Genomic DNA, 22,265 nt, shown 5'->3' on the forward strand with positions numbered 1-22,265 from the left:
CAAAAATGAAAAAGCTAATTTATTTCATTCCAATCCTTTTGTTCTACTCTTGCAATCAACCCAAGTCTGCCGAAGGAGAAGAAACCCCAACTAAAACTCAACCTATTTACGAAGAAGTAGCTATGCCTGATTCTGTACTCCGCCACGTTGTTCTTTTTGGATTCAAAGAATCTTCCAGCCCTGAAGATATCCAATCTGTAATTGATGCATTCAAAGCATTGCCGGCTCAAATCAAAGAAATCAAAGGGTTTGAATGGGGAACCAATTCGAGCCCAGAGGGTCTGAATCAAGGCCTTACGCATGGCTTCACGCTGACTTTTCATTCAGACGCTGATCGCGACGCTTACTTGCCACATCCTGCGCACAAGGCTTTTGGGGGCATAGTTGGCCCACATTTGGACAAGGTGACCGTTGTAGACTATTGGACTAAGCCCTGATTACTTGTCGTAAGGAAGGTCAGTGCTATTGGGTTTTACCAATTCGCTTGCATTGATCACTTCTGATACGACAAATTCGCTCGTGCCTCTCCATGGTAACATCCCGTTGTATTCTTTATAGCGCAACTCCAAGTGTTTGCCGGAGTTGCGCTCAAGGATTGCAGCAACTTCAGGATCAGTCACACTGAATCGAAACTCATTGCTTTGCAATGCTCCGGAAGTTGGGCTTTGGAAGCCCTCCTGTACCATACGGCCTTCCCAAGTTTTAAACATGACTCCTTTTTTCACAAAGTAATTGAGACTTCCTGCCTTGACACCTTCTCCAAACACGAAATAGAATTTCCACCAAAAAAAGATTCCGAGTACAAATACCAGAATCAGACCAGTGATCCAACCAAATTTTTTCATAGTTTAAGAATAAAGTTGACTAAAGATAACGAGGGGAAATTTCAAAAATAAACAGAGTGGAAAAATAACCCTATGAGATTAAAATTAGTTGATAGGGTATGCAAAAGTCCATTTTCACGCCAGACAATTCCAATCTTATACCCTTTCAGGGTGAAACAAAACTGGTTCAAGATTTTTTTTCAAAAAAACCGGCAGATTATTATTTCCAGAAACTTCAGAAATCGCTGGACTGGAAGCAGGAACCCATCCGGATGTTTGGGAAAATGGTGATGCAGCCACGGCTGACTGCCTTGTATGGGGATGCGGGTAGACCTTATGGATATTCTGGGATATCCATGAATCCCTCGGTCTGGACTACAGAGCTTTTGGAGATAAAAGAAAAACTTCAGGTGTTCTCTGGAATCGTTTTCACACACGTGCTCTGCAATTATTATCGGGACGGTCAGGACAGCATGGGTTGGCATCGGGACAATGAAGCGGTCTTGGGTAAGAATCCAAGTATAGCATCTATTACTTTTGGTTCAACGCGGTTATTTCAGATCCGACACTATGAAACAAAAAATCACAAAATTGACATTCCTCTTACGCATGGAAGTCTCCTGATGATGTCAGGTGAAAGCCAGCATCATTGGGAACATCAGCTTCCCAAAACCAAAAAAGTACTTGAGCCGAGGATTAATCTGACTTTCAGGAAATTGCTTTAGACTCTATTATTTCATTGAGTTCATTAGGATTCAAATCGGAATTTTAGTGCTTGTCTCGAATAGTGAGCAGGTAGATTGTTTGAGCTTTTAAATATAGATGAGCAACAGCTCTCGCTATTCCTCTTTTTACTTTTACAATTGAAGCAAATGGGAGACAGATTTTAAAGTAATTGTTTCAAAAAAAAAAGACCGTCAACTGACAGCCCCTTTTTCAAAATTTCAATCCACCAACCATAAATAATCTCCGTACCCTGCTGATTGCATATCTTGTTTTGGAATAAATTTCATTGCTGCAGAATTCATGCAGTACCTCAGATTGGTGGGTGCAGGGCCATCATAAAATACATGACCTAGATGACTACCGCCAAGCTTGCTCCTTACTTCCACCCGCGTCATTCCCAGTTCCCTGTCAATTGGCTTATCGATTACTCTTGCATCGATCGGCTTGGTGAAACTTGGCCAACCCGAGCCTGACTCATATTTGTCTTTCGAACTGAAAAGCGGTGCGCCGGACACGATACATACATAAATGCCTGATTCCTTATTTCCATTGTATTCATTTTGGAAGGCATATTCTGTGGCGTTTTCCATGGTTACTTCGTATTGAAGTGCTGTGAGATTTTTCTTCAATTCACTCTTTGGAGTAGCTTGATATTTTTTATCGCTCAATTCAGGCCAATTCGCTTTGATAAATGCGTCTCTACCACTTCCATTCCGATAAGCATAGTATTCCTTTGGACTTTTTTTGTAGTAATCCTGATGGTAATCTTCTGCAGCATAGAAATTGGTGTATTTGATAATCGGGGTGGCTACAGGTTTTTTAAACCTTCCGGACTTATCCAATCTTGCTTTGGATTCCTCTGCTACTTTTTTCTGCTCCGCATCATGGAAGAAAATAGCTGATTTGTACTGAGGACCTCTGTCGTAAAATGAACCTCCCACATCTGTAGGATCATAGGTTTGCCAGAAAATATCTACTAATTCAGAATAGCTGATCACCTCGGGATCAAAAGTGATTTGTACAGCCTCTTTATGTGAGGTTTTTCCCGAGGACACCTCACTGTAAGTGGGGTTCTTTTCCTTGCCTCCGGAGTAACCCGAAATCACCGAAATCACCCCGTCAAGATCTTCAAATGGCGCTTCAACACACCAAAAACAACCACCTGCGAATGTGGCCAGTTGAGTTTTGGAAGAAAAAACCACATTTGCCTCAGGCTCTACCTGTCCTGCGTTTAGCTTTGCGTTCTCGGAAGGTGAACTTCCACAAGCCATCAAGAGGCTCACTATCAGACTTATCATAAATATTGGGATATTTTGCAATTTTTGCATCTGGTGAAGGTTATACAGATTTATTTGAATTTTTGGTCAACTTTTTGACATGGGTTTAACAATCAAGATATTGCTTGTGTTTCAGCTGTTTTCTTAATAGTTATTAAATCTACTTTGAATAAAGTACGGCACAAACAGAAAATTGGATTGTCGGCTCGGTTACATTTCAGGCATTTGCTGCGACAAAGAACCAAATTAAACTCTGATAAGATGACTAATAATAAGATGACGAAAAGCAAAAAATCAGCATTTTTGATCATTATGAGCTTGTTTTTGGGTATTTCAGCTCATTCCCAGCAAGGCTCTGGATTTGGATTCAAAGGTGGAATGAATTTCAACACCAGCGGTAAATACTTCAAAGATGCGGGCCAGATTTTCTCCAGCCCAAGTGAAAACATGGGTTATCACCTGGGTGTTTTTTTTCAACTATCCAGTTACGATATCTCATTAAGACCGGAGATGATCTATACTAAGTCAAAATTTGAAACGAGTTTGGGTGCTGTAGATTATCAGAAAGTTGACCTGCCTGTATTGGTGAAAATGAGACTTTTTAAGGTTATTGGCTTTTCCATCGGTCCATCTCTGCACTACACCTTCGAGGAGAAGTTTTCGGTGCCTGAAAATTTCCAAAAAACCGAGCCCTTCGGTCTGGGTTTTCAGATGGGTTTGGGAGTCAATATTGGTCCCGTAGGCTTGGACTTGAGATTTGAGCGGGAAATGAATGAGCGCAAATACTCCTTTGAGAATGTTCTGGGAAAAGAAGATTACAAAAATCAACAGTTGATTCTCGGACTTTCTTTTATGATACCTGGGAAAAGAATCAAATAGAGATTTCTTTATTTGGTGTGGAGGATTTTGATTCCTTTTCAATTTCTATGTTATAATTGCCAGAGATGCACGGCTATTTATCTGTGCATCTGTGGCAATTAAAATTTTTAGTCAGGGTTTGCTTTGATTTGGCCAATCCAGTTTATCATCATGGTTGTTGCCCCTCGGATTGGTATAAGAGGGATCTCGGTCGTTTGAAGAAATTTCCTTGCTTGAGTTCTTCAAATAAAAACCCATTTCAATTTTCCATGATTTCTTTATCTTGACCGGGCCAAAATAACCAGCTCAGTTTATGATCAAAAAATTAATGGCACTTGGGCTTTTGAGCTTGATAATGTGGAGTTGTGCCAAAAAAGACGAAGATCCCTTCGCAACCATTCGACCTGAGGAAAGTCGTTTTACCAAAATCACCCTTGTCGAAAAACTCAATGAACCCATGGAATTGGAGGTTCTGGATAATTTTGACGTGCTTTTTATCGAGCGGGCCGGAAAAATCAGAAAGTTTGTTGCACAAAGCGGTGAAGTGGAGGAAATAGGATTTTTGGATGTCTATTCCCAGGCTGAGGATGGATTGCTGGGTTTGGCCAAAGACCCAAAATTCAAGGAAAATCAATGGATTTACCTATACTATTCACCGGCAGGGGATCTGGAAATCAACCGGCTTTCCCGCTTCACCTTGGTGGATGGATTTTTGGATAAGTCCACTGAAAAAATAATGTTGGAAATCCCGGTATTCCGGGGTTGCTGCCATTCGGGAGGATCGCTTGAGTTTGATTCCAAAGGCAATTTATTTTTGAGTTTGGGAGATGATACGACTCCTTTTGAATCCGATAATTACAATCCTATAGATGAGCGAAAAGGCCGACCGGCAAATGTAGACGCTCAAAAAACCTCAGGAAATTCCAATGATCTGAGAGGTTCAATCATTCGGATTACGCCACAGGCAGATGGAACTTACACCATTCCGGAAGGTAATCTTTTTCCCGTAGGAACTCCAAATACACGTCCCGAAATCTATGTGAAAGGCAATCGAAACCCTTTTCGGATCGGAATTGATCAGCGCAATGGCAACTTGTTTTGGGGCGAAGTTGGTCCGGATGCTTCGGTAGACAGTTTGAAGCGAGGGCCAAAAGGCCACGATGAGTTTAACCTAGCCACCAAACCCGGTTATTTTGGATGGCCTTATTTTGTGGGGAATAATAAACCGTATTGGAAATATGATTTTGAGAAGCAGGAAAGCCTTTTCGAATTTGAACCATCTGCGCCAAAAAACACCTCGCCCAACAGTACAGGAATTGAGATTTTGCCGCCCGCTACTCCAGCCCTGATTTGGTATCCTTACGATGAATCTACTGAGTTTCCTATGCTCGGTACAGGCGGAAGGAACGCCATGGCCGGGCCAGTTTACTACAGGGCAGACAATGAAGCCTCTGAGGTTCGTTTTCCTGGATATTTCGATGGGAAGGGCATTTTATATGATTGGATGCGCAATTGGGTTTTTACTGTGAGTCTGACAGATGATTATAAATATGATACCATGGAGCGCTTCATGCCATCCACTGTTTTCGACAAACCTGTCGATATGCAATTTGCCAAAGACGGTTCGCTTTATATTTTAGAATATGGAACCTTCTGGAGTTCCCAAAATGATGACTCTGGGATTTATAGAATTGAATTTGCGGCTGGAAACAGAAAACCACAAGTCAAAGTCAGTGCTGACAAAACCGTTGGTGCAGCTCCTTTAGCTGTGAAGTTTTCATCAGAAGGGACTGTGGATCTGGATCCGGAAGACCAACTTACGTATGTGTGGGATTTTGGCAAGGGGCAAAGTTCCAGCGATGCTAACCCAGCATTTATCTTTGAAAAGCCGGGTGTTTATCCTGTCAAACTTACGGTTAAAGATCGGGCAGGAGCCAGTTCAGTGGCAAATCTTGAGATCAAAGTGGGGAATGAAGCACCAGTTGTGAATATTGACTGGAAGCAAAACAAAAGTTTCTATTTCGGGCCTGAATCCGTCCCGTACCAAGTAATTGTAAGTGATCTGGAAGACGGTAAAATAGATCCTTCCCGAGTGAATTTTAGCATTGATTATTTAGAGGGTGGATATGATTTAATCCAAATTGGACATCAGCAGGAACAAATTCATCACGGGGAATCATATATTACTCAAGCTGGCTGTAAGGCCTGTCATGCCATAGAGAAGGAATCTGTCGGACCAAATTATACCGCGGTTTCACAGAAGTATAAAGATCGACCCGATGCCAATACCTATTTGGCAGGGAGGATTATCAACGGTGGAGGAGGAGTATGGGGCGAGCGGGTGATGCCAGGGCATCCCCAATTGGAATCTTCCCAAGTTGAAAAAATGGTCGAGTTTATTTTGGGCATTGCCAACCCTCAGGCTGGAAGTAGTGCTTTACCACTTCAGGGAAACTTTAAACTGGACAAAGTACAAAATCCGGAAGGTTACTATCTCATCCAAGCTGCATATGAAGACAAAGGTGCGAATGGAATTGCTCCGCAAAAATCGATGAGTCAATTGACCTTGAGAAACAGTTTGGTGCGTGCTTCTACCGCAGCTCAGCTTAAAGACGTAGCTAAGGCCAACGGTCCTCAATTTCAGTTTGTAAAGTTTACGGCCAGAAATTCATGGATCGTCTTTGACAAGCTGGATCTAACAGGAATTTCAGCATTGGAACTCGCTATAAATCCCGGAAATGCGAAAGGAACGCTACAGGTCAGAATCGGAAGTCCGGAAGGTAAATTGATCGCTGAGACGAAAGTCCTGAGTAAAGACGACCGTCCAAAAAATTTGGAAGGACAGTTTTTCAATGTGAAACTGAGCCTGGAGCCGACGTTGGATTTTCAGGATCTCTATTTTGTGTTTCAACCGGAAGGCGAGGTTTCCATTTGGAATACGTTCAACTTAAACACCATCAAGTTTGTCAGATAATTCTGGAAAGCCCGAAATCCAATAGTTTCGGGCTTTTTCCTATTACAAATGAGCTGAGAAGAAAGCTTTTAGTTTGACAGCTTCCTCATCATCTACTTTCTTGTCTTCAAGAACAGATGCAATCAAAGAAAACAGTTCATCGAAAGGTGTTGATTTTCTCAAATGTTCGTTCTTTTCCAGCCATTGATTGAGTTTGTAGATTTCATAGGTATTTACGTCTCCGCTGGCAAGAATTCCTTTAAAGATTCCGTTCAGAAAATATAGGTTGGGTTCTTTGTCATTTATTGACCCGGTTTCTTCCAAAAAGCTATTGAGGATGTTCTTTAGCGCCTCTATTTCTTCTTTATTGACTTTGCCGTCTTCTATAATAGGTTTGATTTGACTGTGAAGCCGTTGAAATGAATCCATTTCACAAAGTGGTTCATTTTCATAACACCAACTTTTCATTGCTTCATACTCATTTTTGGTAATGATCCCATCCAAGGCTATCCCATAAATTAATCCAGCCAGCTGGTAAGCCGCATTTCTTATCTCCTCATTTTTCATGTGTTTATAATTTGTTTTTTAGCTGTCACATGGAATGCCCTTTATAATCATTCCCCTGTGTGATCCCGTACCTACGGGATCATGGGCATTTCATCTGTTTATAATTTGTTTTTTAGCTGTCACATGGAATGCCCTTTATAATCATTCCCCTGTGTGATCCCGTACCTACGGGATCATGGGCATTTCATCTTTTTATAATTTGTTTTTCAAAGGCCATCCCGATAGCTATCAGGGCATCCCAGCGTGATCCCGTATTTACGGGATCTTGGGCATTTCATCTCTTTTTTTGAAAAGAATTTACAACCAATTCTTTAAAAAAGTCAGGGTCGGTGGAAATTAGTTTTTGAGTTAGTTTAAAATTGTTGAAACGCCCATGATCCCGTAGGTACGCAATCACACAACTTGTCCCAAACTGGTTTCGTGAGGGAAATGATTATTTAATATATTCCACCTGCCTGCCGGCAGCTGTGGCTATTAAAAACAAATTCAAAAAATAAATAAATTGAGAGACTTATTAGTCACTTAAAACTCATCGTAAACACCGTCTTCACTCCCGGTACAGAAGTTACCTGAAGACTGCCTTTGTGAAGGTTCATGATCTGTCGCGAAATCGCCAACCCAATTCCTGAACCGGTCTTTTTGGTGGTGTAGAAAGGAACAAAAATTCGCTCCAAGGCTTCAGGGATTATCCCCGGCCCGTGGTCCTCCACCTGAATAATTTTGCCCAAGTCTCCTTGCCCTAGAGCCCTTAGACAGATGGTTCGATCTGCTTGGTTTTGGATGGATTCGCCCGCATTTTTCACCAGATTGATCAAAATCATGGTAATCTGATCCGGATCACAAAGGACCTCCAAATCCCCCGGAATTATTTCAGTTTGGATGTCAATCTGATTTGACTTTAATTCTTCCTTCATCAATCCGATCACATTTTCAAATAGAGCCTTCACCGCAATTAGTTCTTTTTTGGGCTCCGGAATATTGGTGTAATCACGATAAGCATTTACAAAATTCACCAAACCCTTACTCCGGTTGGCGATGGTGTCCAACCCTTCCTGTATATCCTGAAAACCTTCTCTTTTGATCAAAAATCCCTCCTGTTGCACATAGCTATCCTCATCCAGAATCGTCCGGAGCGACTCCACCAAACTCGAAATCGGAGTGATTGAATTCATGATTTCGTGTCGAAGGACTTTGGTCAGGTTTTGCCAAGCCTCAAGTTCGTTAGACTGGAGCTCGGCGTTAATGTTTTGCAGGGAAAGGAGCGACCAACTTTGTCCTCCCATCTTCAGGGAGGCAGATTGGATGATGAGGTGGAGACTGTTGTTCACCTTAAATGAAATGCGCTGTCCCGGCTTCATTTCCATCACCTCCATCAATAATTTCGGCGATAATTTCCCCAGATCTTTGATGTCTCTGAATTGTGGGATTTGCAGTAAATGCTTTGCTGCATTATTAATGATCCCGATTTTTCCCTCAGCATTGAAAGATATAATACCGGAATTGATATGCTGAATGATGACTTGAAGGAATAGCATCTGTTCTTCCTTTTCAGCCCGTGTCTGTTTGAACACTTCCATGACTTCATTGAAAGCCAGGTTGACTTCCCGGAAAGAACCGCCCATTTTGCTGTCAGAGGTGAAAGAAGAGGAAAAGTCAGTGAATCGGATCGAGTCCAGAAAGCGGGCAAGTTTGTGGTTGATCGAGTTGACATAATAAATCATCTCACCGGCTAAAAAAGCGACAACCAAAGCCAAAATGCCCGGTGCTAGCCATAATTCCTGCACATAGAAAAGCCAAATTCCCGAAAAAAGACAAATGGTAATCAGAATTATTCGGACAATAATCCCTGTTGAAAACCGCTTATAGACCATATTTTTCCAATCTTCTGTAAAGGGAGGATCGAGTCAAACCCAATTCGTCTGCCGCACGGGTGATATGCCCATTGTGCTTTTGTAGCGCTTTGCGGATCAGGATCCGCTCTACATCTTCAATATTGAGGTGTTCCAAGGTTACCGATTCATCTTTCTGATCAGGCTGTGCCATTTTCTGCAAGAATAAGTCTTCAGGCTGCAGGACATTGTGATTGCTCATGATGACTGCGCGTTCGATGGAGTGCTGAAGCTCACGGATATTTCCAGGCCAGTGGTATTTGGACATGCGCTTTATCAGGGGTTCGGAGGCCTTGCGAATGTCTTTGTTGTATTTTTTGGAATAAAATGAGATGAAATGATCCGCTAAGACGGGAATATCCTCTACTCGCTCTCGGAGTGGAGGGAGCTGAATTTCGATGGTGTTGATCCGATAGAGTAAATCCTGACGGAATCCATTATCATAAACCATGTCGTGGATTGGCATATTGGTCGCTGAAATCAGACGAATATTGACATCGACCGGGCGATTGGTTCCGACTCGGGTTACTTGTCGGTTTTGTAAGACTGCCAGGAGCTTGGCCTGAAGAGGCAAAGGTAAATTCCCGATTTCATCCAAAAAAAGCGTCCCCTTATGCGCCTGCTCAAATCTTCCTGCCCGATCTTCTTTGGCGTCTGTGAAAGATCCTTTTTTATGCCCAAATAGCTCAGATTCAAAAAGAGTAGCAGTGATAGATCCCAAATCAACCCCCACAAATGCCTCCCGATTTCTTCGGGAATGTCGGTGGATTGCACGCGCGATGAGTTCCTTTCCTGTGCCATTTTCTCCCAAAATCAATACATTGGCGTCTGTTGCTGCCACTCGCTCGATCGTCTCGAAAACCTTCTGCATGGCTACACTTTGACCGATGATGTCTTTGAATTTATTGTCAATGTCCTGTTGTAGGGTGTCTTTTTGATCTTTGAGCAGGTTGACTTCCAATTTTTTTTGTCGGAGGTTCAGGGCTGAACTCAAGGTGGCAAGCAAACGCTCGTTTTCCCAAGGCTTTAATACAAAATCTGTCGCACCCTCTTTAATGGCCTTCACTGCCAAATTCACATCTCCATAAGCGGTAATCAATACCACCACTGCAGAAGGATCCAATTCGAGAATTCGATCCAGCCAATAGAAACCTTCCTGACCCGAACTGACATCTTTTGTGAAATTCATGTCAAGCAGAATCACATCATAGTTTTCATTGTGTGTCAGAATAGGAAGTAAGTCAGGGTTGGTCTCGGTGTCAACTTGAGCGAAATGTCGCTTCAGAAAGATCTTCGCTGCTTTCAGCAGGTCTTCGTTGTCATCCACGATGAGAATTTTACCAAATCTTTGATCATTCATGGGAGAGGACGGTTAAATTTATTGGTATTAAATTAAAATGGCAGAAGCCCGTATTCCGAAGAAGAAAAGCCATAAGTCAGCATTATTTAGAGTTGATTCAATATAAATCTACTCTCGCTTTAGCACTAAGTAGAAGGTGTACTTTTCCTGAACAAGGCTAACTGATAGTCCGACGCTGCGACTGATTACTGCAAACTGCCCACTGCCTTCTTGATCCAAAAGTTTGCCGATTTTTCAGAATGAATAAAAAGGAGTAAAAAGTGCCATTTTCGGTCGATTATGGCCGATTTTGGAATCAACTTTTATCTGAATAAGGTACTGAAAAAAAATCGGGATTGATCCACTTTTGTTCGGTGGCGGACGATATTGTTCGAGACTCGAAATTTACATTTTCTGCAAATCCTGATTTGGAGTGCCTGCAGGCTGTTTTTTGCATGGCACATCATTTGGCATAAAGAGGACAAGCCAATGAGGGCATTTTCACACAATGGACAGAAAAATAGAAAAGAAAACATGGACTCTTAAAAGAATCGCTGCCGTGATCGGAGGTGCAGTCTTGGTGGGAGGAATTATCTACCAAATTGGATATGCTGACCATCGATCCACGATGAATGTTGACAAGGATCGATTGAGTATAGCCGCCGTTTCAAAAGGAGAATTTACCGACTACATTCTCGTCTCAGGTCAGATAGAACCTGCCCGGACGGTATTCCTTGATGCAATCGAAGGCGGTATGGTCAATCAGGTCATAAGGGAATCAGGAGCTTTGCTTAAGAAAGGGGATACGATTTTGGTCTTGAATAACTCCAACCTTCAACTCGATGTCATGCAACGGGAGACCATGCTTTACGAGCAAATCAACAACTTGAGACAAACACGGCTTTTGCTGGATCAAAACGATTTGAATCAACAGGGGCAACTGGCCGAAATCGATTATCAGATCAGCTTGCTCAAGCCTCAATATGAGCGATTCAAACAGCTTCATGAAAAAAAACTGGTTTCCGACCGTGAATTCGAAGAGGTTAAAGAGCAGTATGAATACAATGTAAAACGCAAAAAACTCACCTATACGTCCTACCGAAACGATTCCATTGCCAGGTCATTTCAGTTGAGTCAGTTGCGCCAATCGGAGGGAAGAATGAATGCATCGCTCAATGGAGTCGGCAATATCCTGAACAATCTGGTGATCACTGCTCCCATCGCAGGGCAATTGGCTACGCCTCAGCAACTCGAAATCGGTCAGGCTATCAATCCCGGCCAACGCTATGGCCAGATTGATATTTTGGATGAATTCAAAGTGAGAGTACCTATTGATGAACTCTACCTCCCGAGAATCGGTCAGGGACTACGTGGTAAATTCACCTTAAGTGGACAAGATTACGAACTCGAAATCACCAAAATCTACCCAACGATCACCAATGGCCGATTTGAAGTAGATATGGCTTTTACCGGTGAAAATCCTGCCGGAATCCGACGTGGTCAAAGTGTACGAATCCGCCTTGAATTAGGTCAAAGTGAACAAAGCATGCTATTGCCAACAGGTGGGTTTTTCAAGGATACAGGAGGAAATTGGGTTTTTGTTCTCAATGCAGCTGGAAATGCAGAAAGACGAAATATTCGATTGGGCAGAAAAAATCCAGAGTTCTATGAAGTCCTCGAAGGCTTGGTTGAAGGCGAAAAAGTCATCGTCAGCGGGTATGAGAATTTTGGGAACAATGAGGTGCTGGAGCTTAGGTGATGTCGGACGTATGATTTCGGATTTCGGATTTTCATAACCCCGAGCTCTGAAAGTAAATCCGATATAATTGTATTGGTATAAAGAAGTTGAAAATCAATTAAATAGAAAAATAAATCAACAAAGTGGATCAAGACTTTGGGTTATAGAAATCCGAAATCTGAGATCCGAAATCCGAAATCCAAATGGTAAACGTCATCAAAACTGTAAACCTTCGCAAGCTATATGCTACCGAAGAAGTGGAAACCACTGCGCTGGATGGTATCCAAATTGAAATTAAAAAAGGCGAATTCGTCGCCATCATGGGCCCCTCAGGTTGTGGTAAATCCACGCTCCTAAATATCATCGGCCTGCTGGATAATCCGGATGGGGGAGAGTATTACTTTCTGGATCAGGAAGTGGCAAAATTCTCCGAACGTCAACGTTCTGCCTTGAGAAAAGGAAACATCGGTTTCGTCTTTCAGTCATTCAATCTGATTGATGAACTGACTGTGTTCGAAAATGTCGAATTGCCTTTGCTTTACCTCAAAATCCCTTCTGACGAGCGAAAGACTAAGGTGGAACAAGTGCTGACTCGTATGAACATCATGCACCGAAGAAATCACTTCCCACAGCAACTTTCAGGCGGGCAGCAACAGCGTGTGGCGATTGCCCGTGCGATTGTAGCCAAGCCATCTGTGATCCTTGCCGATGAACCTACCGGTAACCTGGATTCCACTAACGGCGAAGAAGTAATGCGCCTGCTCGAAGAGCTCAACAACGAGGGAACCACCATCGTGATGGTAACGCACTCTCCGCACGATGCCAACTACGCCCACCGAATCATCAATCTATTTGATGGAAAAGTGGTCACGGAGAATATCCGGGAGCAGTTTCATGTGTAGTAGGGATTGAAAGATTGAAAGATTTCAAAATTGAAAAATTGGGGTGTTATGATAAAAATAGAGCATAAACATAAATGACCTAAATCATTAAATTGATTATGTATATAAGCAAATACACCTGTAGTCAAATTTTATTTGATGCACCTCGACTTCGCTCGGTGTCCAGCGACGTCGTTTGAGGGGGAGGGGAGGGAAATGCGGCTGCCGCAATTCCCTCCCCTCCACTTTCAAAATAAGAGAATCGGTGGCCGAGCGAAGTCGAGGCCATTTTGTCAAAATGATTAGGTGGTAAGAAAGCGAATGATCATTTAATTGAATTTTAAATAATCAATTATAAATCAAGCCACTCTGGAAGTTCTAAATCTTTCAATTTTCCAATTTTCCAATCTTTAATTTAAAATCATGCTCCACCACTACCTCCTCCTTGCCATCCGCAACTTTAAAAAGTTCAAGTCCATTTTCTTGATCAACTTGTTGGGTCTTTCTTTGGGATTGACTACGGTTATTTTGATTGGGATGTGGGTGAAGGATGAGCTGTGTATCAATCGATACCATGCAAATTCGGATCGGATCTATGCGGTCATGACCAATCATGATAATGCCGGAGGAATCGTGACTTGGGGAGTCACCCCTGCGGAAATGGCTGAAGCAATGAAAGCTGAACTTCCTCAGGTGGAATTGGCTGCTGGAGTGTCACCTTTTATCAAGGGAATGATCTTCGACTCCGGTACGGATAAACTGGATGCGGAAGGTCTTTTTGTAGATCAGGATTACCTGGACATGTTCAGCCATGAGTTTATCATTGGAAATCGATCCAAAGCGCTGTTGGAAATCAACGCGATTTCCTTATCTGAATCTATGGCAAAAAATCTTTTTGGGTCTCCTGAAAATGCCATGGGAAAATCGCTGAAATGGCAGGTTTTTGACTTCAGTAATGAGGTGGAAGTCACCGGAGTTTACCGGGATTTTGGATCACTTGATGTAGAAAAGCCCGAGTTTTTAATGGCATTTCCTTTTTTCAAAGCTATGCTGGGAGATGGTGCTCATTGGGATAATTTCAACAGTTCTACTGTTGTCCTTTTGCGAGAAGGGATCGATGAAACGGCCTTTAATACTCAGATTGCAAGTTTCATTAAGGATAGAGCCAAAGGATCTAACGTGACTCCATTTGTTCAGCTTTATGCGGATACCTACTTGTATGGGACTTATGAAGGAGGTAAAGTAGCGGGAGGTCGCATTAACTATGTTTGGATATTTTCAGGTATTGCCCTATTTATTCTGCTGATCGCCTGTATCAATTTCATGAATCTGACCACCGCCCGATCTGTGGCAAGAGCCAAAGAAATCGGAGTAAAAAAATCCATGGGCGCATCCCGCATGGGGATTTTTGGCCAGTTTATGGTCGAGTCACTGATGCTTACCTTATTTGCCTTGGTGATTGCAATGATCGCTGTTTCAGTGTTGCAACCTGTCTTCAACAAAGTCACTTTGAAGGAGCTGAGTTTGAGTTTGGGAATGGAAGAAATCCTCATTTTGGTAGGATTTTGGGCGATAACCAGCTTGATAGCCGGGATTTATCCATCGCTCTATTTATCCAAATTCAAGCCCGTTCAGATCATGAAAAACAATCTGAAAGGGAGTGTTGGGGAACTTTTGGCCAGGAAAGGTTTGGTGATATTCCAATTCATGATCTCCATGCTTTTGATCATAGGCGTGGTCGTGATCGGGAAACAGATGAATTACATCCAAAATCAGAATTTAGGATACAATCAATCGCACTTGCTAAAGATTCCGGCTGAATCCATTCCGGCAGCACAGATGACTACTGTCCTTGATCAAGTCAAGGAAGTTGCAGGAGTCGAAAATGCCTCAAGCCTTGCCCATCCATTGGTAGGACTGTCAAGCTCCACGATCGGTTTGACTTGGGAAGGTAAAAATCCAGACGAGCAGGTCAAGTTTGAAAATATCTCTGTCAATATGGGTTTGATCGAAACGATGGATTTTGAGCTGGTGGAGGGAAGGTCTTTTTCCCCTGAATTCGGTGAAGAAAACACCAAAATCATTCTCAACGAAGCAGCTGTCCGCACCATAGGATTTGAAAATCCAATTGGTCAAATCGTCAATCTCTGGGGCAATGACATGGAGGTGATCGGAGTGGTGAAAAACTTCCATTTCGAATCGCTAAAAGAAACAGTAAAACCTGCCTTCATCAAATATGATCCGGGCTTTGCCCAAAATATTATGGTCAGAATTAATACAGCTGATCAACAAAGAACTATCGCCGGAATCACTGGAGTTTTCCAGACTGTCCTAGGGTTAAGAACCGAGATTTCTTTCATGGATGAGTCCTACCAGACACTCTACCTTCAGGAGCAGCGAGTTTCGGTTTTATCTGAATATTTTGGAGTGATTGCCATTTTCCTTTCTTGTTTGGGGCTTTTTGGCTTGGCCGCCTTCACTGCCGAAAGCCGCAAAAAGGAAATTGGTGTTCGCAAAGTACTCGGTGCCTCCATGACCGGAATCCTGAATTTGATCACCTTGGACTTCATCAAATTGGTTTTGATTTCAGTAGTAATTGCACTTCCATTGGGCTGGTATTTTGCCAATTCCTGGCTGGAGACTTACGCCTTTCAGACTAAGCTCAGCTGGTGGATTTTTGTAGGATCGGGTTTGATTTTATTGATAATTGCCATTATGACAGTAGGTTATCAGGCATACAAAGCGGCATCTTCCAATCCGGTCAATTCGCTTAGAAGCGACTGAAGGAAGTAGCAAGTATCAAGACCTTAGATTTTAAGAAACAAGAGCCGAGAAACAAGAGCCTCGATTTGTTCTCCGTCTGCCAGGATACGTCCCTACTTTCCACAAGTTTCTCGAAGGAAACTTCACTGGAATTCCCCGGAATTTTATTGAACAAACTCATAAGATATATATAGTTGATTTGGTTTGAATTTGTGTTGAAGTTAGCCAATAATACCTTCTTTTGTACCTCATTCCTTTGACTTAGCAATCCCTACCCGGGATTCAACTTTTGAAAAATTGTGAACACCACTAGCCGGATTTAGTTTACCGAAGCAAGCAAAAATGACACTTTGCTAAAAAAAGGCTAAGCCAGTTGTTTAAATTGTGCTTAATCCCCCAAATTCAATTTTAACACAACATTATCTTTTCCCATCAGTTTGATAGATGCCGGGTTTTTTTCATTTTCAATTTGATATCCCCCGATAAAAGCGCAATTTTTGCAGCCTCACATTATTCAAACAATCCCTGGTAAATGAACCGATACATTGATCTAATCCAACAGACTTTTGATTTCCCTACCAAAGAGTTTCATGTAGAGAACAATGAACTCTTTTTTAATGGAGTCAATCTGATGGGAATCATTGACACCTATGGCACACCGCTAAAGCTGACCTATCTGCCAAAGATTTCGGAAAGCATCCAAAATGCAAAAACCTTTTTTGGTAATGCGATTGAAACCCATAATTATCAGGGGAAATATACCTATTGCTATTGCACGAAGTCCTCGCACTTTAGTTTTGTGTTGGATGAAGCGCTAAAGAATGACATCCATATCGAGACATCCTCGACTTTTGATATTCCCTTGGTGAGAAGTCTTTTTGCAAAAGGGAAAATCACCAAAGACACCTTTATCGTCTGTAACGGCTTCAAGCGGGAACTCTATAAAAAATATATCACTGAGTTGCTCAATGACGGATTTCACAACTGTGTGCCTATCCTGGACAATATCGGCGAGATCGACTATTACCTGGAGCATGTGAAAGTTCCTTTTCAGGTGGGAATCCGTATCGCCGCAGACGAGGAACCTAAATTCGGTTTCTACACCTCCCGTCTCGGTGTGAGGTACAACGATATTCTGAAACTTTACGAAGAAAAAATCAAGGATCATCCTTTGGTCAGCCTGAAGATGCTGCACTTTTTTATCAATTCAGGGATCAAGGACACGGCATATTATTGGTCCGAATTGACCCGCTTTATCCAGAAATATGTAGACCTGAAAAAGATCGCTCCAACGCTCGATACCATGGATATCGGCGGCGGTTGGCCGATCAAGACGAATGTGTTTTTCGATTACGATTACCAATACATGGCCGATCAGATCGTCAAAAACATCAAATGGATGTGCGCCAAAAACAACACCACGGAGCCCCATATTTTCACCGAATTTGGCAGCTACACAGTAGGAGAGAGTGGGGCAGTGCTTTATTCCGTTCTGGAAGAAAAGCTCCAAAACGACAAGGAATTATGGTACATGATCGACGGTTCTTTTATTACCCAACTTCCGGACAGCTGGGGGCTAAACCAAAAGTACATTATGCTTGCGGTGAACAACTGGGATGAAACCTACCAGGGAATTTCACTTGGCGGCCTGACCTGCGACAGCATGGATTATTATAATTCCGAAGCTCACCAATTCAATATTTACCTGCCTAAAATCGAACCCGGAAGAAAGCAATACATCGGCTTCTTCCATACCGGGGCCTACCAAGAATCCTTGGGAGGCTACGGCGGGATACAGCATTGTCTGATTCCTGCACCCAAGCATGTCTTGATCGATCGGGATGAAAACGGAAACATCACGCACCGCCTCTTCGCCAAAGATCAGACAGAGGAGAGTATGCTGAAGGTGTTGGGGTATTGAGAGGAGAGACCCCGCCAAGGCGGGCAGGCGGAGACGGAAGACGGGAGGAAGTTGGCAGTGAGCAGTTGGCAGTGGGCAAATCCTTGAGAATTGAACATTGAATTTGAAAATTGATCATTTTCCTCACCTCACCGTCACATGATAGCAACTTTGCTTTCGCTCCTTAATGAAGAATATTTTGTTGGCGGCCTGAAATTCATTCAGCACTGTTTCCAGATCTTTTTGGGCGGAGCGGTTCCCGCCTTTTTTCCCATTGAATCGGATGTAGGAGATGTCAAAGGAGACTCCATAGGAATGCGAACTGATACCTGCTGTGGCATTTCGGTTTCGCTTTCTTAGGTTTTGCTGTTGTTCGGGAGTTCGGGTGACGGAAGAAACCGTAAAAAAACTTTCTTGCTTGGTAAGTGATTGAAAAGCTTGACCAATCTCCTCCAAAATTACTTTCGAGCGTGGAGTTACGAAAGGGTGGCTGTGAGTGAGTTCATCAACCAAGTAACCTGTTCCCTGACTTACTGGTACTAACTTTTTATTTTTGATCAACTGCTGAAAATGATCTTCACTTTCAATCAAGCCAAATCCATTGTTTTCGCCGGCGATCAGATGGTTGTCGTATTCTTTGGTTATCTCACGTGTCGGTAGCGTTATATTGAGTTCAGGAGTGGGGACTTCTACAATGATGGGTTCGAATTTCTCAACTGGCTTTGGAGGATCGGGTGTAGCCGTTAAGGCTGAGTAGGTTTTTTTGAGTTGCTTTTTTAGAGCTGGAAAATATTCTTCTGATGCCAATGCTGCTACAGAAAGCAACACGAAAAAAGAGGCCAATAGAATCAGTGGTAATTTTTTCATAGGTAATTCAATCCTCGGGATTTAACTAAATGGGCTTTCAATTCTGGGTGAATTAAAAATTATTAGTTAGCAAACATTAAACCATAAAACTCTTTTTTCTGCTTTTTTGAGAAATTGAATGGGATTTTTTGCTGAACGGCTTAAAAGTTTTCTGAAGGTCAGGGTAAAGATTTTTTGTTGGAGTTAGCTTAAGATTTCTCGATTAACCACAAAGTGAACCGAGGTTAACGAAAAGGATTTTCACCACAGAGGAGGGGAGGATTGCAGTTTTTAATTTATGGTTAATGATTTCCCGCGGATTGGTGCAGAAAAGGTCGCAGATGGTCGCTGATAAGTATGCCTTAGGCATGGTCTGTAAGAGCCCAGTGGGTCATGCTGGGTTATTTATCGGGAAAGGGCAAAAGAGTGCTGCAAGCACAAGCTGTAATTGATATCTGGTATAGGGGTATATGATAAATCAAAATATGACAAATCATAAACACATAAAATGCAAGACCCGGAATTGAGCATTGACAGGGCGCTTGAGCAAAACCTAATGCTAGGTTATTCTGAAAACTGGCACGACTGGAGTTGGAAGCCAAAACCGGTAAAAAGGTTGTAACCGAATTGAATGCTAAAGATGCAATTCTAGGAATAACAGCAAGTGAAGCACTTCTTAGAAAAAAGGGCAAGAATAAATGAATGTTTCTTTTTAAACATTTAGTGAAATATGAATATCCGCTTTCCTAACAGTATCCAAATAAATTAAGTTTTGTAGTTCCAAAAAACGAGCCGTGGACAGTTGACTGTCGTCTGTGGACGATTATCCGCAACTTCTAAAGCATATTTCTAGATTACTGGCAGGATTGCGGATAATCAGATAGTGAAATTTTGAGAATTGTCTGTGGAATCTTTGCGCACTCAATTAGAGCGTTAGCGACTAAAATAAACCTATTGCCGATTGTATATCCCCTCCTTTTTCCTTTGCGGTAAAAAAATCCCGCAGACCTGCTTGCATCTGGCAAGTTCTAACCCAAGTTAACTTATTCTGCAAACTAGATTTGCCACCACCTCAAAACCACTCCTTTTTCATATCAATTGTTGGATACGAAGTAGAATGAAACCGCTCGATCAGGCCCTTGATTTTTGGGAGTTCGTATTCCATAAAGTAGCGGGCGGTTTCGATCTTGCCGAAATAGAAATCCTGTTCGGCTGCACCAGTGTTCAAAGCTTTCTGTGCTGTTTTGGCCTGCTCAAGCCACATCCAAGCGATGCAGATGATTCCGCTTGCTTCCAGAAAAAGCGTGGCATCTGACAGAAAAATCTCCGGCCCCTGATTCATTTTGAAAAGCAGCTGTGCTGCCCCATGATTGAATTTTTTGAATTGATTTTCAAAGCTTTGTCTCAGTTCACCTAAAGCCGAATAGGCTCTAGCGGCATCCACACTTTTCTGGATTTCCCTTTGCAAAAGCTTCCAGCCCAAACCTTCCTGAATCAGGACTTTTCTCCCTAATAGATCCAAACCATGAATTCCTGTTGTCCCCTCATGAATCGGATGGATGCGTGCTTCACGGTAGTATTGCTCCACCGGGAAATCGGTGGTGTAACCTGCACCTCCCAAAATCTGCACTGCGGCTGAGGTACTTTGTACTCCCATTTCCGAAGGATAGCTTTTTGCAATCGGAGTCAACAGGTCCAAGAGTGCTTCCTGCTCTTTTTTGGTAGATGAATCGACCTCATGCGCGATTTTATCGGAAAGGATTGCGCAATAAATCAGCAGTGCCAATGATCCTTCTACCACGCTTTTCTGGAAAAGCAGCAACCGCTTTACATCCGCATGCTCGATAATTGGAACCTGCGCTTGGCTGAGGTCTTTTTCATTGATTTTGCGGCCTTGGGGTCGTTCCTTGGCATACGCCAAAGAAGCCTGAAACGCGGCCGAAGCGATCGCCACTGCATTCATACCCACTCCCAACCGCGCCTCATTCATCATCTGAAACATATATTTCAATCCCTGATTGGCCTCACCTAACAAATAGCCTTCACAGGCATCATTGCTTCCAATCATCAAATGGGCAATAGGTGCGCCCTTGTAGCCCATTTTGTGATAGATTCCCTGAGTCAACACATCGTTTGGCTCATTCGAGATCCGTTTTTTTGGGACGACAAACAGAGAAATGCCTTTGGTGCCGGCGGGTGCGCCCTGTATCCGGGCAAGCATCAGGTGGATGATATTTTCGCAGGCATCATGATCTCCTGCGGAAATGTAGATTTTCTGTCCTTTGATCCTGAAAACTCCCGGTGCTTCAGTTGGGAAGGCTGTGGTGGAAATGTCTGAAAGCGAACTGCCTGCATCGGGCTCGGTTAAGGCCATTGTACCTTGCCAAGCTCCGGAGTACATTTTCGGAGTGAATTTCTCGATTAATTCTTTTGATCCAAAGGTCCGGATCAGGTTGGCTGCACCGGTGGTCAAAAATGGAAAAACGCTGGCAGAGTAGTTAGCCGCCTGAAATATAAAGCCCGACGTAATGTGAATTGTCCAAGGAAGTTGCTGTCCGCCCTCTTCATATGAAAATAGCGCATTGATCCAGCCATCTTGACCAAATTGTCGGATGATGGTCTTCATGCCTGGGTGGATTCGAATTTTTCCGTCGATTAATTGAGGTTCATTTCGATCCATTTCAGTGAGAAGAGGGCGCAGAGACTTCTCAGCAATTTGTTCTGCTGAGTCCAAAACCAATCTAAACGTCTCCTCAGAATGATCCGCGAAATAGGGGATTTGGGTTAGTTCAAGACAGTTTTGGTTTTCAAAAAGCTGGAATTGCAGGTCTCTTTTGGAATAGAATCGGGTCATGAGGGTTTAGGCTTTCGGATAAATACCGGGTAATCTCTGAAATATTCCATTGGTTTTATTCTCTCACAGATTTCTCAGATGGGCACAGATAAATTTCCCATCTGTGGTGATCTGTGGTATCTGTGAGCCTTTTAATATTTTCTAGTAGCCACAATAATCCCTGTGGACCAATTGAGCTTTGTGATGTTTAAGAAAGGGTAAGACTCCAGTTTTTTGACAAACTTTTCTGCTTTTTCTGCATGTCCTTCCGGCCAGTTAGGTTGAGGCAACATGTCATCTACAATGTAAAAGCCACCGATTTTCAGCATTTCCAAAACTTCATCAAGCAGAAGATATTTGCCATGCCAGGTATCAGCGAAAATGTAATCAAATCGACTGTCCCTGTTAGACTCTACCCATTTTTCCCCATCAATCAATTCCAGTTTCAGGCGAGGATCACTGCCTAAAAATTTCCGGGCAATCGACAAAACTGAATCATCAAAATCGATAGAAGTAAGCATGGCGTTTTCATCCATTCCATCCAGTATCCAAGCCGTCGAAAGTCCTGTACCCGTACCCAATTCCAGAAATTTACCTCCAGGTTTGGTTACTGCCAAAGTTCTAAGCAGGCTACAGGCTTCCAAGTCTGAAGCCATGTTGAACCCACTTTCTTCGGTCGCTTTTTGGATTTCAAGATAGGATTGAGGTAAAGGATCGTAGCTTTCGTTCATAAGATTTGATTGTAAAAGGGCTCGTTTATAATTCGAATAAAAATTGAAAAATCCACCTGAATCGTTTCAGGCGGATCTATTGAAATATTAAGAATTTTATTGATCAACTATAGTCAATGTGTTTTGAAATTAGAACCCAG

General features: G+C 42.6%; 16 protein-coding genes. 8 read left to right on the forward strand and 8 right to left on the reverse strand.

Going from position 1 to position 22,265, the window contains the following annotated elements; all coding sequences use genetic code 11:
• Window positions 1-5: 5 nt before the first annotated feature.
• Window positions 6-437, forward strand: a complete 432-nt coding sequence (locus tag BLQ81_RS01930; RefSeq protein WP_092728276.1) for a Dabb family protein — start codon at window positions 6-8, stop codon at window positions 435-437.
• Here the strand turns inward: BLQ81_RS01930 and BLQ81_RS01935 are convergent, their stop codons facing one another.
• Window positions 438-845 (reverse strand): hypothetical protein, encoded by a 408-nt coding sequence (locus BLQ81_RS01935; RefSeq protein ID WP_092728277.1) that lies wholly within the window; start codon window positions 843-845, stop codon window positions 438-440. It abuts the gene before it with no gap.
• A gap of 98 nt (window positions 846-943) precedes the next feature.
• Here BLQ81_RS01935 and BLQ81_RS01940 point away from each other — a divergent pair, with 98 nt between their 5' ends.
• Window positions 944-1,549: an alpha-ketoglutarate-dependent dioxygenase AlkB family protein gene (locus BLQ81_RS01940; RefSeq protein ID WP_092728278.1), complete on the forward strand. Its 606-nt coding sequence runs from the start codon at window positions 944-946 to the stop codon at window positions 1,547-1,549.
• Between the two features lie 219 nt (window positions 1,550-1,768).
• Here the strand turns inward: BLQ81_RS01940 and msrA are convergent, their stop codons facing one another.
• Complete coding sequence (gene msrA, locus BLQ81_RS01945) at window positions 1,769-2,848, reverse strand: peptide-methionine (S)-S-oxide reductase MsrA (protein WP_245693130.1); 1,080 nt, start codon at window positions 2,846-2,848, stop codon at window positions 1,769-1,771.
• 240 nt (window positions 2,849-3,088) lie between these two features.
• Between msrA and BLQ81_RS01950 the strand changes: the two genes are divergently transcribed.
• Both BLQ81_RS01950 and BLQ81_RS01955 read left to right on the forward strand, forming a co-directional pair.
• Entirely contained in the window at window positions 3,089-3,706 is a 618-nt protein-coding gene (locus BLQ81_RS01950; protein WP_092728279.1) for an outer membrane beta-barrel protein, read from the forward strand.
• 292 nt (window positions 3,707-3,998) lie between these two features.
• Window positions 3,999-6,659, forward strand: coding sequence for a PQQ-dependent sugar dehydrogenase (locus BLQ81_RS01955; protein ID WP_092728280.1), 2,661 nt, complete (start codon window positions 3,999-4,001; stop codon window positions 6,657-6,659).
• A gap of 42 nt (window positions 6,660-6,701) precedes the next feature.
• Here BLQ81_RS01955 and BLQ81_RS01960 read toward each other — a convergent pair whose 3' ends face one another.
• The 3 genes from BLQ81_RS01960 to BLQ81_RS01970 form a co-directional block, all read right to left on the reverse strand.
• On the reverse strand, window positions 6,702-7,205 hold the full coding sequence (locus tag BLQ81_RS01960; protein WP_092728281.1) for a hypothetical protein: 504 nt from the start codon (window positions 7,203-7,205) through the stop codon (window positions 6,702-6,704).
• Between the two features lie 518 nt (window positions 7,206-7,723).
• Entirely contained in the window at window positions 7,724-9,076 is a 1,353-nt protein-coding gene (locus tag BLQ81_RS01965; RefSeq protein ID WP_092728282.1) for a sensor histidine kinase, read from the reverse strand.
• A complete protein-coding gene (locus BLQ81_RS01970) occupies window positions 9,066-10,454 on the reverse strand; it encodes a sigma-54-dependent transcriptional regulator (protein WP_092728283.1) in 1,389 nt (462 codons plus the stop codon). Before BLQ81_RS01970 ends, BLQ81_RS01965 begins: the two co-directional genes overlap by 11 nt.
• Window positions 10,455-10,941: 487 nt before the next feature.
• Here BLQ81_RS01970 and BLQ81_RS01975 point away from each other — a divergent pair, with 487 nt between their 5' ends.
• From BLQ81_RS01975 to BLQ81_RS01990, 4 genes are all read left to right on the forward strand, one after another.
• Complete coding sequence (locus BLQ81_RS01975; protein ID WP_092728284.1) at window positions 10,942-12,192, forward strand: efflux RND transporter periplasmic adaptor subunit; 1,251 nt, start codon at window positions 10,942-10,944, stop codon at window positions 12,190-12,192.
• Between the two features lie 182 nt (window positions 12,193-12,374).
• A complete protein-coding gene (locus BLQ81_RS01980; protein ID WP_092728285.1) occupies window positions 12,375-13,073 on the forward strand; it encodes an ABC transporter ATP-binding protein in 699 nt (232 codons plus the stop codon).
• 402 nt (window positions 13,074-13,475) lie between these two features.
• Entirely contained in the window at window positions 13,476-15,836 is a 2,361-nt protein-coding gene (locus tag BLQ81_RS01985; protein WP_092728286.1) for an ABC transporter permease, read from the forward strand.
• 511 nt (window positions 15,837-16,347) lie between these two features.
• Entirely contained in the window at window positions 16,348-17,736 is a 1,389-nt protein-coding gene (locus tag BLQ81_RS01990; protein ID WP_092728287.1) for an arginine decarboxylase, read from the forward strand.
• 123 nt (window positions 17,737-17,859) lie between these two features.
• On the opposite strand, the gene BLQ81_RS01995 is transcribed toward BLQ81_RS01990, so the two are convergent.
• From BLQ81_RS01995 to BLQ81_RS02005, 3 genes are all read right to left on the reverse strand, one after another.
• On the reverse strand, window positions 17,860-18,582 hold the full coding sequence (locus BLQ81_RS01995; protein WP_092728288.1) for a DUF5715 family protein: 723 nt from the start codon (window positions 18,580-18,582) through the stop codon (window positions 17,860-17,862).
• 1,051 nt (window positions 18,583-19,633) lie between these two features.
• Window positions 19,634-21,415, reverse strand: coding sequence for an acyl-CoA dehydrogenase (locus BLQ81_RS02000; RefSeq protein ID WP_092728289.1), 1,782 nt, complete (start codon window positions 21,413-21,415; stop codon window positions 19,634-19,636).
• A gap of 131 nt (window positions 21,416-21,546) precedes the next feature.
• Window positions 21,547-22,125 (reverse strand): O-methyltransferase, encoded by a 579-nt coding sequence (locus tag BLQ81_RS02005; protein ID WP_092728290.1) that lies wholly within the window; start codon window positions 22,123-22,125, stop codon window positions 21,547-21,549.
• Between the last annotated feature and the right edge of the window lie 140 nt (window positions 22,126-22,265).

The sequence above is a fragment of the Algoriphagus alkaliphilus genome (genome assembly GCF_900103735.1).
Taxonomy (GTDB): domain Bacteria; phylum Bacteroidota; class Bacteroidia; order Cytophagales; family Cyclobacteriaceae; genus Algoriphagus; species Algoriphagus alkaliphilus.